At 54.9% G+C, this 14,674-nt stretch carries 8 protein-coding genes; 3 read left to right on the top strand and 5 right to left on the bottom strand.

The genetic code is table 11. The features are described 5' to 3' along the window. The first annotated feature begins 181 nt into the window (after positions 1-181). A complete protein-coding gene (locus RAL88_RS02605) occupies positions 182-1,480 on the top strand; it encodes a M23 family metallopeptidase (protein WP_306267087.1) in 1,299 nt (432 codons plus the stop codon). Positions 1,481-1,561: 81 nt separating this feature from the next. Here the strand turns inward: RAL88_RS02605 and prfB are convergent. From prfB to RAL88_RS02620, 3 genes are all read right to left on the bottom strand, one after another. Further along, positions 1,562-2,693 (bottom strand): peptide chain release factor 2 gene (gene prfB / locus RAL88_RS02610; RefSeq protein WP_306267089.1). Its coding sequence is split into 2 segments (ribosomal slippage): positions 1,562-2,623 and positions 2,625-2,693, totalling 1,131 coding nucleotides; the frame shifts between segments, so codons are not numbered across the junction. Positions 2,694-2,813: 120 nt separating this feature from the next. Then, complete coding sequence (locus tag RAL88_RS02615; protein WP_306267091.1) at positions 2,814-5,273, bottom strand: penicillin-binding protein 1A; 2,460 nt, start codon at positions 5,271-5,273, stop codon at positions 2,814-2,816. Positions 5,274-5,705: 432 nt separating this feature from the next. After that, positions 5,706-6,956: an N-acetylmuramoyl-L-alanine amidase gene (locus tag RAL88_RS02620; RefSeq protein WP_306267092.1), complete on the bottom strand. Its 1,251-nt coding sequence runs from the start codon at positions 6,954-6,956 to the stop codon at positions 5,706-5,708. Between RAL88_RS02620 and RAL88_RS02625 the strand changes: the two genes are divergently transcribed. Both RAL88_RS02625 and RAL88_RS02630 read left to right on the top strand, forming a co-directional pair. Then, complete coding sequence (locus tag RAL88_RS02625) at positions 6,950-7,237, top strand: hypothetical protein (protein WP_306267093.1); 288 nt, start codon at positions 6,950-6,952, stop codon at positions 7,235-7,237. The genes RAL88_RS02620 and RAL88_RS02625 overlap by 7 nt on opposite strands. A 665-nt stretch (positions 7,238-7,902) precedes the next feature. Further along, on the top strand, positions 7,903-10,548 hold the full coding sequence (locus tag RAL88_RS02630) for a ribonuclease E/G (RefSeq protein ID WP_306267094.1): 2,646 nt from the start codon (positions 7,903-7,905) through the stop codon (positions 10,546-10,548). Between the two features lie 81 nt (positions 10,549-10,629). Here the strand turns inward: RAL88_RS02630 and RAL88_RS02635 are convergent, their stop codons facing one another. Then, on the bottom strand, positions 10,630-12,132 hold the full coding sequence (locus RAL88_RS02635) for an AMP nucleosidase (protein ID WP_306267095.1): 1,503 nt from the start codon (positions 12,130-12,132) through the stop codon (positions 10,630-10,632). A gap of 31 nt (positions 12,133-12,163) precedes the next feature. After that, positions 12,164-14,473, bottom strand: coding sequence for an NADP-dependent malic enzyme (locus RAL88_RS02640; protein WP_306267096.1), 2,310 nt, complete (start codon positions 14,471-14,473; stop codon positions 12,164-12,166). Positions 14,474-14,674 lie beyond the last annotated feature (201 nt).

Genomic DNA, 14,674 nt, shown 5'->3' on the forward strand with positions numbered 1-14,674 from the left:
GGGATTAAGCGCGGCTGCGCTTGCTTGACGGGCCGGTGAGAGCCGTCGCAGGCACCCGGCGGCACGTCACTGTCAGGATTGCTCAGGGCTGGCGTTAACGGGTTATTTTACTTTTGGAAAGCCGGCGTTAACCTTAATCATGTGTAATAACACTTAGTTGTATTGCGTATGAGTGGTAAAAATGTCGAAAAATGTAGACAAGCGTAAAATCCGCCCGACAGATCAGAGACATGCAAAACGCATAATCCTGAGTTTCGGTCAGAAAACCATTGTCCTCGCGGTTCACCCCTGGGTCCTGACCAGCGTGCTGACAGCTCTGCTCCTGTTGGCATTTTTTAATGTTGGCGCGGGTTTATATCTGTTCAAGCGTGACGATCTTCTGGCGCGCAATGCGACACAGGAAATCGAGTTGCGTCAGGCCTATGAAGCAAAATTCCAACGCTTTCAGACTGTCATGGAATCCATTCGCGACCAGTCTGCAGATGAACGTCTGCGCCTGGCCAGTGAACTGGCTGGACTGGCCGAGCGCCAGAACCGCTACGCTTCAAAACAGGCGCGCGTGGCAGCAGTTCTCGACAATGCCCGGAAAATGGGTATCCGCGTGGCCAGCGTTTCAACTCCCACTCCGGTTATCAAGCCGGGCAGCGCGTCTCTGCTTGCAGACAGCGGTTTGTCATTGGGTGGAGACGAGAGCGCAGTCGGCGGCTCTGAAATACTTCTGGATGATGGTCTCGATGCCATGCCCGAGACTTTTGAAGACTTTGAGCGCCATTCCAGTCTGGTCGACCCGTTCAACACCATTGAACAGTTCCAATCTGACCTGGACGCGATGGAAGAGCTGAATGTTGTTTCGGTACAGGCCGTGGCGACAGCAATATCTGATGAGCATGAAGCCTATCGGGCAGCTTTGTCCGGCTTGCCGGTTGAACTGAAATTGCCATCAGAAACAAAGGATGTGGGTGGCCCCTTCCTGCCAGCAGACTTCGATGAAGAAGCCCTTGATGCGGCGTCCAAACGGATTGACACTCAACTGAAGGGTATTTCCCGTTTGCGTGAACTGTCAGTGTCTTTGCCGATTTCCAAACCACTGAAAACACTCAACAGATCGAGTAATTTCGGACGCAGAATTGACCCGTTCCGCAAGAGTGCTTCGTTTCATTCAGGCATTGACTACCGTGCGCCGACCGGCACGCCGGTGATGGCAACGGCAGATGGTCAGGTATTGAAGGCGGGCCGTTCAGGTGGATATGGCATCATTGTTGAACTGCGCCATGCCAACGGGTTGACGACACGTTTTGGTCATCTCAGCAAAACCCTTGTGAAAGCCGGACAATCAGTCAAACGTGGCGACATAATTGCCGAAGTCGGCAGCACCGGACGCAGCACCGGCCCTCATCTTCATTATGAAGTACGGAACCAGGGAAAGGTGCGCAATCCGCAGACTTTCATGGACGCCGGAAAACAGGTCCCGCACCTGTGACCCCTGACTGGTGATCGCAACCTGAATTATCTGACGGTTGAAATGCCGGAAACAGTCGGCGGAGGGTAGCAAGTCCGCCGCTTATTCGATGTCATCCACATCCGCAGAAGCACCGCCCTCGATGCGTTGTGCCAGAGACGCCTCGAGAAACGGATCAATGCCGCCGTCCAGAACTTTTTGCGGATCTGTGCTCTCCATGGATGTGCGCAGATCTTTGACCAATTGATAGGGCTGAAGCACGTAGGAACGAATTTGATGGCCCCAGCCGACCGTGGATTTTGAAGAGGCCTCTTCCATCGCGGCTTCCTCACGTTTTTTCAGCTCTTCTTCATAGAGACGCGAGCGCAGCATGCTCCAAGCCGTGGCCTTGTTTTTATGCTGCGAGCGATCATTCTGACACTGCACCACGACCCCGGATGGCAGATGAGTAATCCTCACCGCGGAATCGGTGGTATTGACGTGCTGGCCGCCAGCCCCTGAGGCGCGATATGTATCGATGCGAACTTCTGAATCCGGAATATCTATTTCAATGGAATCATCAATCACAGGATAGACCCAGACGCTGGCAAAACTGGTATGGCGCCGGGCATTGCTGTCAAAAGGTGAAATCCGAACCAGACGATGCACCCCCGACTCGGTTTTCAGCCAGCCATAGGAATCAGCGCCTTTGACGAGTATCGTCGCAGACTTGATGCCTGCCTCTTCGCCGTCCTGCTCTTCGATAATCTCGACCTTGCGTCCCTCTCGCCCGCCCCATCGTGTATACATCCGCAGCAGCATGGAGGCCCAGTCCTGGCTCTCTGTTCCACCGGCTCCGGAATGAATTTCCACATAGGTGTCATTGCCGTCCACTTCCCCGGAAAGCATGGCGCGGATCTGCTGTTCCCTGACCTTGGAACTGAGCTCTGAAATTGCGGCTTCCGCATCCGTGACAATGTCGTCATCGCCATCGGCCTCACCCAGCTCAATCAGCTCCACATTATCGGCAAGAGCCGTTTGCAGACTGGCAATGCCGGTGATCTGGTCATCCAGATTTTGCCGCTCACGCATGATTTTCTGTGCCTGCGTGGCGTCGTCCCAAAGCTTGGGATCTTCCACAAGCGCATTCAGTTCGGCAAGGCGAATGCGTGCATTGTCCCAGTCAAAGATGCCTCCTTAGCAGGGTGAGTGCCTGCTCGATGTCATCAACAATTTGCTGCGTCTCGGCCCGCATTGGCAGATCTCCGGATTTCGCGAAGGAACAAAAAATTTAAGCGCGTGGGCTTATGCATGACCCACGCGCTTTGTTCAAGGCTTCAATTGCTACGGGCCGGCATGCTGCCAGCCAAAGCAGCTAATAAAGACCGCCGGTGCCGGAAATCACCGCCCGGTCAGATTCAGGTGCAACCGTCAAAGGTTGGTTGAAACCATCAGAATAACCGATCACCGAATAATCGTCGGGAGGCCCAGTGCCGGGCTTGAAGGCCTCCATGATGACCCCTTCACTTTCGCCACTGGCTCTCAGACCGGTTTTTCGGTCAATCGGAATCAGCGTCAGGCCCTGGGGAAGGCGGAATGGCACAGCCGGCGTATCCGCCAGAGCCTCCATCATAAAGTCTTTGAAGATGGGAGCTGCCAATTGACCGCCAGTGGCACCACGGCCCATTGGCCGGGGATTGTCGTAACCGACATAGACAGCCGCAACCAGATCAGGCGAAAATCCGACGAACCACGCGTCTTTTTCATCATTCGTGGTCCCCGTCTTACCGGCAATCGGCTTGCCGACTTCGCGGACCACCGTAGCCGTGCCACGCTGCACAACACCTTCCAGCATCGAGGTGACCTGATAGGCGGTCATGGGATCCAGCACCTGCATGCGCTCATCTATAAGAACCGGCTCTTCCTGCCCGGCCCACGACGTTGCTTCGCAGCCTTCGCAGACCCGCTGATCGTGCCGAAAAATCGTCTTGCCGAAACGGTCCTGAATTCGGTCGATTAGCGTCGGCTCGATTTTCCGGCCGCCATTGGCAAATACGCTGAAAGCACTGGCCATGCGCATCGCTGTTGTTTCACCGGCACCCAAAGCCATCGACAGAACCGGCTGAAGATTATCGTAGACCCCAAAACGCCGCGCATATTCTGCAATCAATGGCATTCCCATATCCTGCGCCAGGCGCACCGTCATCACATTGCGCGAGCGTTCTATGCCCGTCCGCAACGTCGAAGGACCCAGATAATTGCGGCCATAGTTCTGAGGTTTCCAGATCTTGCCGCCGGATGAAATTTCAATCGGTGCGTCCATAACCACTGAAGAAGGCGTATAGCCATTGTCCAGGGCTGTCGCATAGACAATGGGCTTGAAAGAAGAGCCGGGCTGACGGTTGGCCTGTGTCGCACGGTTGAATTCGCTGGCGTCAAACGAAAATCCCCCGACCAGAGCCTTCACCCGACCGGTATGCGGGTCCATAACAACCATGGCGCCATTAATTTCCGGAACCTGGCGCAATCGGTAAGTGGCATCGGTATCGGCAACCTGTTCAACAAAAATCACGTCGCCCACTGACACCACATCGGAAACGCCTTTGACCGCCCGGCCCTTGCGTTCACCAACAGACCATTTGGCCCATTTAACATATTCCAATGGCAGAACACCGGTTTTGCGTTCATCTGACAGGCCACGCGAGCGAATGGAATCCGGACGGATGCCAAGCGTCGCCTGCTCGGCATTGACGTCAAGCACAACAGCCAGAGGCCATTCGGGAACATCGGACATCGGCTCGATTTCGCCGACAAGTTTGCCCCAGTCACTCGCCGCTGTCAGTTCAACTTTGGCCTTCGGGCCACGCCATCCACGCGCCTCGTCAAATTTGATCAGACCATTCTGCATTGCCGCGCGAGCCTGGACCTGTGTTTCAGGATCGAGCGTGGTGCGAACTGACAGGCCACCGCCATACAGCTTTTCCTCGCCATAAATCTCCAACAATTTACGGCGGACTTCCTCAGCGAAAAAATCGGCCGCAAATGTTTGACCGCCATATTCGCGAAGTCTTACCCGCAGTGGCAGCGCCCGGGCCGCGTCCGACTGTTCAACAGTGATGTATCCGTTGACCTGCATCCGCTCCAGAACATAGTTCCGCCGCTCAATCGCAGCTTCGGTTTCGCGGAAAGGGTGATAATTGTTCGGACCCTTGGGGAGCGCGGCAAGATAGGCGGCCTCCTCCAAAGTGAGTTCGTGGACGGATTTATCAAAATAATTCAGCGAGGCCGCGGCAACGCCATAGGAGCCAAGCCCAAGGTAAATCTCGTTGAGATACAATTCCAGAATCTTGTCTTTGGTATAAGCCTGTTCGATGCGCAGTGCGAGCATCGCTTCCTTGACCTTTCGGGTCATCGTGCGCTCGCTGGACAGCAGAAAGTTCTTCGCAACCTGCTGAGTGATGGTCGATGCACCGGCAAAGCGCCGGCCACTGCCTATGCCCTGAAGATTACGCGCCATCGCGGTCGCAATACCGACATAATCGACACCCTGGTGGCGATAAAAGTTTTTGTCCTCGGCGCTCAGAAAGGCCGCCTTGAGAAGATCCGGTATGGTCGCGGCAGGCAGGTACAATCGCCGCTCTTTGGCATATTCGGCAATCAGAATACCGTCAGCGGCATGGACGCGCGTCATGACCGGCGGCTCATAAGCGCTCAGCACTTCATAATCCGGCAGTTCTTCCGCATACTGCGTCAGAAAATAGGCAGCGACGCCGCCGACACTGAGCGCTGCCACTGTTCCAAAAGCGAACAGAAAGCCGAAAATCCTTACAAACATTGATCGCTTCGCCTTCTTGCCACGGCGGTTGCCTGCGCCATTCATCTCACGCGTAATCCTTGTTTCCAGTCCGTCAAGCAGTTCAAGACGATCTCCCGAACCTGTCTCTTTCAGGACCTGATCACTGTCACGGCCACACGTAAAACCTGGCCATGTCAGTGTATTCCCTAACGAATCTTAATCCGAAAGGACATATAGGTCTTTTCAACCAATTTGGGCGAAATTGGGTAGTTTCGGGGAATTGCCTGCCTTTTTCCCGGTGTGTGGCAGATTTATTACAAATCTGTGTCCCCCGGACGTAAATTTCGGACCAACAAAGCGCAATTCCGCGATTATTGCTTGCTTCTGCCAGTGCGCGAGCGACAGCCATAATCGCGCCCGGATCAATTATGACGCGGGCGCGAAGGCAGGTGCAGGCTCGTGCAGATATTTCTATCCAGCTCTTCCGGACACCCGCAGGAAAAACGATTCAATTGAAACGGCGATTTGACCCGCCACTTTCTCGCGCCATGACGCAGAACCCAGCAGTTTTGCATCACCGGTATTGGACAAATAGCCCAATTCGACAAGAACCGACGGCACATCGGGGGCGGTCAGAACACGAAAATCAGCCGATCTGCGCGGGTTCTTGTTGAGTTTCAGGACTGGTTTGACGTCCCCCAGCAGCCGTCTTGCAAAAGCAATCGACAAATTCTTTGTCTCGCGGCGCGCCAGATCAATAAGAATGTCCGCCACTTCATCGGGTTTGTCGGCCAGCTCAACGCCGGCGATTGTATCGGACCGGTTTTCCTTGTCGGCGAGCAGCCTGGCAACTTCATCAGAAGCGGTTTCGTCCAGCGTATAGACTGTGGCACCACGGACATAGGCCTGCGTAACCGTATCGGCATGAAATGACACCATCAATTGCGCACCCTTTTTGCGGGCAAATTCGACCCGTTCATCCAGAGAGATAAAGGTGTCGTCTTCCCGTGTCATCAGCACCTCGAAGTTCGGATTTTCCTTGAGCGCTTCACGGACATCCTTGGTAAATTGCAGGACCAGATCCTTTTCCCTGACGCCACTTGATCCGACGGCACCATCATCAATGCCGCCATGACCGGGATCGAGCACAATCACTGTTTTGCCGCGCCCGGGCAGCTTTGGAACGGATGCAGCCGGCGTCCGGTTTGAAAGACTACCGACAGATTTGAGTTTACCCACACCATCCAGAAATTCCGCGCGGCTTGCCGGCACGAGATCGAACACCAGGCGTGCCGGTTGCCCCTCAAGGGGGGCCAGAACAAATGATTCATCGATATTCACCGGCTGTGTCAGGTCCAGCACCATGCGTGACTTGCCTTTGGCAATCAGGCCGAACCGGAAAGTACCGACCAGTCCCCGCCCCTCGCGGCTGTTTTCGCTCATTTCCGAGAAATCAAGTTCGGGAACATCAATCACCACCCGATAAGGATCAGCCAGCGTGAATGCCGCAAACTCAACGGATTTCTCCAGATCAATGACGAATCTTGTGCGATCCGAATTTCCCGCTGCACGTGCATCCAATGTGCGGATCGGCTCTTCGCCTTCCTGGGCGGAAATTTGATCAAGCGGCCAAAGCACCGCCAGTGACAGCAACAGCACGGCAGGGCAAAGCCGGGACAGCAAATTCCATCTGCGTGAAGAAAGGATGCGGTTCGGTGTCATTCGTGTATGTCTATCCTGCGGTAATGGTTTCCGGCAATACGGGCCAAGCTCATATGAAAGCGGGACGAGAACTGGAACTATCACCGAATACGGTTAAATTTGTCTTTGTCACTCCTGGCCGGCAATCCTCAAAAGCAGCATCGGCACCGGAAACCAGCCTTGCGCCGGCGCGTCGACAGGGCGAGATTGATACGCAAAACAGATCGCAAGATCATGGTGTGGCGATCACACTGCGGCTGAAGATTATCCCCATTCCGCGTCCGCCGGATCCCGAATTTTGACACCTCTCATGCAACCGGACGGGTCGCAATCAGTGTCTGTATCGCAATGCTGCGAAAACTTTTCGGAAGTGCCTGCCTGCAGCAAAGCAGTTTGACAATCCCTGTTTGCAGCCAAAACCGAACTTGATCATTTCAACGCCCAAAAAAGTCTGCAGCACAGCCATATCAAAAGACAGCGAATTATCAAACAGGCGCTTGCTTAAATTCACTGTCAAACCTATTAAGGTAACAGGGCACGCATAATCTCATTGTGGATGCGCACCGGCAAGGCAATCGACCTCAGGTCGATATCAGCCAAAACGCAACGCCAGTATGGCCGCGCATTTTTCCGGAATGCAGACACTGTTATTTTTGAACTGTGGCGCCCGCCCCCTGCTCGGACAGATTGTGTTCGGGTTTTAAAAAAAATTGAAGGTTCCGTTTCGGGTGAGACTAAAAACCGCAGATACGGCTTGCGAAGCACCATGCTCCAGAATTCTAGATATTCTGGCCATCAGCGTCCGGGTAATTACCCAGTCGCGCATCGCGTTGATCGCCGCCCTGCCCTCTCCTGAACGTATTTTTCGCATTACAAGCAAAACACCAGGCTATGCCGTGCCCGCAGTTGGAACGCGTCTTTGCGCCCTGCACCGCGCCCGGCAACTGGCCTGTGGAGAAAAAAATCAATGGCAAATAAAATGCTTATCGATGCCTCCCACCCGGAAGAAACCCGTGTGGCAGTCGTCAAGGGCAACAGGGTCGAAGAGTTCGACTTTGAAGCTGCAAATAGAGTTCAGTTAAGAGGGAACATCTATCTCGCAAAAGTAACCCGGGTCGAGCCGTCATTACAGGCGGCCTTCGTCGATTACGGCGGAAATCGTCATGGATTTCTGGCATTCAGCGAGATTCATCCCGACTATTATCAAATTCCGATTGCTGACCGGCAGGCGCTTCTTGAAGAAGAAGCTGCCGACGAAATTGAAGCCAAGGAAAGCAGCGACTCAGATATTGAAAAAACCGCGGCCGAAAACGCCGCTGGCGACGCATCTGATGATAGCGAGACTGATTCCCATACAAAGGCAGAATCCACTGGCTCCGGCAGCCGGGGCAGACGCAATCATCCAGCCGACGAGGATGACGACAACACCGGCAAATCCGATGACGGCGATGATTCTCCGAGCGTAGAATCCGTCGGTGCAGAAGATGCGATGGAAGAGGTTCCGGAACGGCGACGCCCGCGCCGCCGCCAGTACAAGATTCAGGAAGTCATCAAACGGCGTCAGGTCCTTCTGGTCCAGGTCGTCAAAGAAGAGCGCGGCAACAAAGGCGCGGCTATGACGACCTACCTGTCGCTCGCAGGCCGTTATTCGGTGCTGATGCCGAACACGGCCCGCGGCGGTGGAATTTCCCGCAAGATCACCAATCCAGCTGATCGCAAGCGGCTTAAATCGGTCGCCAATTCTCTGGAGGTTGCACCGGGTATGGGCGTGATTTTGCGCACGGCGGGGGCCAATCGCACCAAACCCGAAATCAAACGGGATTTTGAATATCTTCTGCGGTTGTGGGAAAATGTACGCACGTTGACACTGCAATCCAGTGCGCCGTGTCTGGTCTATGAAGAAGGCAGTCTGGTCAAACGCTCGATTCGTGATCTGTACAGCAAAGACATTGATGAAATCCAGGTCGCCGGGGAAGCCGGCTATCGTGAAGCAAAAGACTTCATGAAAATGCTGATGCCGAGCCATGCCAAGAATGTGAAGCCATACCGGGAAGAAAAATCCCTGTTCACGGCGTTTGGCATTGAACCGCAGCTGGACGCCATGTTCTCCCCCCAGGTAACGCTGAAATCTGGCGGCTACCTGGTTATCAATCCCACTGAAGCTCTGGTTTCGGTTGATGTCAACTCGGGTAAATCGACCCGCGAACACAATATTGAAGACACAGCGGTTCAGACCAATCTGGAAGCTGCTGAAGAAGTGGCGCGGCAATTGCGTCTGCGCGATCTCGCCGGACTGATTGTGATCGATTTCATCGATATGGATGAGCGCCGCAACAACAATTCTGTCGAACGCAAGCTGAAAGACTGTCTGAAATCCGACCGGGCGCGCATTCAGGTTGGACGCATATCGCCTTTTGGCCTGATGGAAATGTCGCGGCAGCGTATCAGAACCGGTGTTCTGGAGAGCACAACGGTCGTGTGTGAGCATTGCGAGGGCACTGGTTACGTGCGCTCTCCTGCGTCCATTTCACTGCAGGTGCTACGCGGCCTGGAAGACCATCTGGCCAAACATTCCAGCAACAATGTATCGGTCCGGGTCAGAGCCGAGGTCGCCTTGTATATACTGAACCAGAAACGGGCGCATCTCACCGAACTGGAAGTTCGATACGGAGTTCAGATCACCGTTGATGCCGACAGCAGCGTCACCATGCAGGGTTTCAATCTGGAAAAAGGCGAACGTTCAGAAGGCCGCTCAGCCTCAGCGGCACGTGCAGCGCTGGTCAGCGTCGACAGTATTGAACCGGTTGAAGAGGATGAGGACCTGGCCGAAGCTGAGGCAGAAGACGAAGTAGAAGCCGAAGCTGATGTGCCGGAACAGGACGATGAACCGAAGCGCAAGCGGCGGCGGCGGCGGCGCAAACGCGGCGGCAACACGGATCAGACGGCAGCACAGGACCCGGCAACAGATGCTGCCGCAGACGCTGCGAGCGAAACATCTGAATCCAGCGATGCTGAAGAGGATGATACCGACGACAGTGAAGATAATGATGGCCAGCCCAGAAAACGTCGGCGCGGAAAACGCGGTGGACGGCGCAACCGGCGCAAACGCAATGACGGCGAAGACAACGCAGAAGCCGCTTCAGAAGAGTCAGGCAACACCAGTGAGACATCTGGCGCGGATGGCGGAGAGCCAGACGCGGAAAGCTCTGAAGATCTGGCCGCAACCGAAGTTCCTGCACCGGAGGCTGACGACGAAAACGCCGATGCGAAAAAGCCTAAACCGCGCCGCGCCCGCAAGCCCAGAGCCAAAAAGTCTGATGCACCTCAGCCTGATGCTGACAGCACGCCGGCTTTGGCAGCCGAAACCGTGACTGCGGATTTTGTTGCTGAAGAACCGGTCGTTGAAGAAGAGCAACTGGTAGCAGCCGGCAGCGAGCCGATAAAAGCCGCCGAAACAGACGCGCCGACTGAGGCCCAGCCTGGTGCGGATCTGCCGATCGAAGACGCGGTCGAACTGGTGGTGGAAAGTACCGCCGTACCGGCAGTTGAACTGGCTCCCGAACCGCCTGAAGTGGCAGCGCCAAAGCGCAGCGGCTGGTGGCGTCGACGGTAATCAACGCATTTCAGGGTGATCCGCCCGGTTTTCAGGCCGGGTCACCCTGTTCCCTCAACCATCTTGAGTGCCCGCTCAAATTTACTGAAAAGCCGTCTCTGCAAAGCTTCTGAGTTTGCGACTGTGCAGGCTCTCGGCTGGCATTTCACGCATTTTTTCCACGGCCCTGATACCGATTTGAAGGTGTTTTGCGACCTGCCGCTTGTAAAAATCACTGGCCATGCCCGGCAGCTTCAATTCACCGTGCAGCGGCTTGTCGGACACGCAAAGAAGCGTTCCATAGGGCACCCGGAACCGGAATCCGTTGGCAGCAATCGTCGCGCTTTCCATATCCAGAGCAATCGCGCGTGACTGCGAGAAGCGCTGTACCGGTTCCCTGTGATCTCTCAGCTCCCAATTGCGGTTGTCGATGGTGGCAACTGTTCCGGTGCGCATGACGCTCTTCAATTCATAGCCGGTCAAGCCGGTCACTTCCGCAACCGCTTGTTCCAGGGCAACCTGAACTTCTGCCAGCGGAGGAATCGGAACCCAGGTCGGTAAGTCCGCATCCAGCACGTGATCCTCCCGCACATAACCATGAGCCAAAACATAATCGCCCAGCCTTTGCGAATTGCGCAGACCTGCACAATGTCCCAGCATCAGCCAGGCGGCCGGTCTGAGAACGGCAATGTGATCGGTGATGGTTTTTGCGTTCGACGGCCCGACACCGATATTCACCATGGTGATACCGTCATGGCCCTTGCGGCACAGATGATAGGCCGGCATCTGCGGCAGCCGGCTGGGCGCCTCACCTTTGCAAGGCGCATCCTCGCCTTTCAGCGTCATCACATTGCCGGGCTCGACAAAGCACTCATACTCGCCCTCACCGCTTTTCATCATGGTCTGCGCCAGCGCACAAAATTCGTCAATGTAGAATTGGTAGTTGGTGAACAGCACAAAGTTTTGAAAATGAGTCGGACTGGTAGCGGTATAATGGGCCAGCCGGTGCAGCGAATAATCCACCCGCTGCGCCGGAAACGCAGCCAGCGGCATCGGTTCACCCGGCGCCACCTCATATTCTCCATTCGCAATCGCATCGTCGGTAACCGCGAGATCAGGCACATCGAAAACCTCGCGCAACTGGACATCAAGGCGCTGCGACAACCCGCCTTCGACATGCATCCCTTCAGGAAAAGCAAAATGCAGTGGAATGGGTGAATCACTTTCACCGATTTCAATGCCAACCCCATGATTTGCAATCAGTTTGGTGAATTGCTCTTTCAGATATTCACGGAAGAGATCCGGCCGGCTCAACGTGGTCTGATAAGTTCCAGGACCGGCGACAAACCCGAATGATGATCGTGAATCCGGGCGCGTATAGCCGGTCGTCGTCAACCTGGCATAAGGATAACAAGCACGGACCCGGCCGCTGGGCAGTCCATTTTCCAGCAATTCCTTGAAATGCATCTGGATAAAGCCGGAATTGCGGTCGTAGATTTCGATCAGACGGTTGACCGCTTCATCCACATCACTGGTCACCAGAGCCGAAAATGGCTCCGGCATCAGCAATGTGTCGCTCCAGTTCATATCTGCAAGATCAGTCATATTCGCTCCACAATTCAAAGTGGCTGAGGCTTTACGCCGTATCGGAATTTGCTTCAACGGCCGCAAGGGCTGAAATATTGACAATTCCGCGTGAGGTTACAGAAGGCGTTACAATATGGGCCGACTTGGCGCAGCCAAGCAAAATCGGGCCGACATGAAGCGCATCTGTCATTGATTTCAGAAGATTCAGAGCGATATTTGCCGCATCAAGTGTTGGAAACACCAGAAGATTGGCTTCGCCCTGCAGGGGACTGTCAGGCATCGCCTTGGCCCGCATTGCTACGGACAGCGCGGCATCGCCATGCATTTCACCATCCACTTCAAACGTGACGTTCATTGCGCGCAAAACCGCCAGCGCATCGCGCATTTTGCGGGCGGTCGCCGTTTCTCGTGATCCGAAATTGGAGTGCGACAGTAATGCCGCCTTTGGGTCGATGCCAAAACGCCGAATATGACTGGCCGCCAGAATTGTCATTTCCGCAATTTCTTCTGCGGTCGGATTTTCCGTCACATAAGTGTCTGTCAGGAAATAGCCACCACGTGCGTTGATGAGGAGACTGAGGCTCGAATAATCATCCGCTCCGGCTTTCAGCCCGATAATGTTGCGTATGTCCCGCACATGCTTGTCATAGCGCCCCTCCAGACCACAGATCATCGCATCGGCATCACCGCGTTCCAATGCCAGTGCAGCGATCACCGTGGTATTGGTCCGAACGATTGTGCGTGCAGCATCGCTGGTCACACCTTTGCGGCCAACCTTGGAGAAAAACAGATCGACATAATCGCGGTAGCGCGGATCGTCTTCGGGATTGATAATTTCGCAATCGCGTTGCGGGCGGAACCGCAGCCCGAAACGCTCTGCCCGGCTGTCCATGACAGCTGGCCGGCCGATGAGAATGGGAATGGCGATGCCATCTTCCACCAGCACCTGAGCTGCCCGCAAAATCCGTTCATCTTCGCCGTCTGCATAGATAATTCGGGTCGGCGTATTCTGCGCAGCAGCAAAAATAGGCTTCATCAACAGCCCGGATCTGAATACAAACTGGCTTAATCGGTCCACATAGGCGCGCATATCGTCAATCGGCCGCGTCGCAACGCCTGACTCCATGGCAGCTTTTGCTACTGCCGGAGCAATCCGGATGATGAGCCGTTGGTCAAACGGAGACGGGATCAGATATTGCGGGCCGAATGTGTGCGATACGCCGCCATAGGCCTGTGCCACAACTTCAGTCGGCTCCTCGCGCGCAAGCGCCGCAATGGCACGCACGGCGGCATGTTTCATCTCCTCATTGATCGTCGTTGCGCCAACATCAAGTGCGCCCCGGAAAATATAGGGGAAACACAGGACATTGTTGACCTGATTGGAATAGTCGGAACGGCCGGTACAGATCATTGCATCCGGAGATGCCGCCAACGCAGCTTCAGGCATGATCTCCGGATTGGGGTTGGCCAGAGCCATGATCAAGGGCTTCGCGGCCATTCTGGCCACCATCGAGGATTTCAGAACCCCGCCGGCTGACAGGCCGAGAAACACATCTGCACCTTCAATGACATCGTCCAGTGTGCGCAAGGCAGTCTGCTGAGCGAACGTTCCCTTCCATTCATCCATCAGGGCCTCGCGGCCTTCATAGACAACGCCTTCAATGTCCGTCACCCAGATGTGTTCGCGCCGCACGCCAAGAGAGACCAGCAAGTTGAGGCATGCAAGCGCCGCAGCACCGGCGCCAGAAGCGACAACTTTAACCTCGTCCAGTTGCTTACCGGCAAGCTCAACGCCGTTCAGGACCGCAGCACCAACAATGATCGCAGTGCCATGCTGGTCATCATGAAACACCGGAATGTTCATTTTTTCACGCAGGGCGCGCTCGATCTGAAAGCATTCGGGCGCCTTTATATCTTCCAGATTGATACCGCCAAAGGTTGGTTCAAGAGCGCTTACCACGTCGACGAACCGCTCCACGCCGGTTGCATCCACCTCGATATCAAACACATCGATGCCGGCAAATTTCTTGAACAGCACCGCCTTGCCTTCCATCACCGGCTTGGAAGCAAGAGGACCGATTGCACCCAGTCCCAGAACTGCGGTCCCGTTTGACACCACGCCGACCAGATTACCGCGCGCCGTATAATTGAAGGCAAGCGATGGATCGCGTTCAATGGCAAGACAGGGAGCTGCCACACCGGGCGAATAGGCCAGCGCCAGATCGCGCTGGTTTCCAAGCGGTTTCGTCGCCATGATCTCAAGTTTTCCCGGCCTTGGAAATTCATGGTAAAACAGAGCATTCTGCTCAAAGTCATCATTTGCAGATTTGCCATCATTCGACGTATCGCCATCAGCCATTGTTTATTCCTTTGCAGGCGTTGGAGCCCCGATCCAGGCGGTCGGGGTTATGTGGTCGTGATTTGGTCCCACACTTCGGTAACCAAGAAAAGTAATTAGATCGTTTGCGGTTGATATTGAACCGTTTGCAGGCTTGGAAACGCCGCGCAATATAGTGCATCGGGCAGGATGGCTAGTTCGTTGAAATTCCGGGTATGGTAG

Source organism: Pararhizobium sp. IMCC3301 (genome assembly GCF_030758315.1).
Classification (GTDB): Bacteria; Pseudomonadota; Alphaproteobacteria; order Rhizobiales.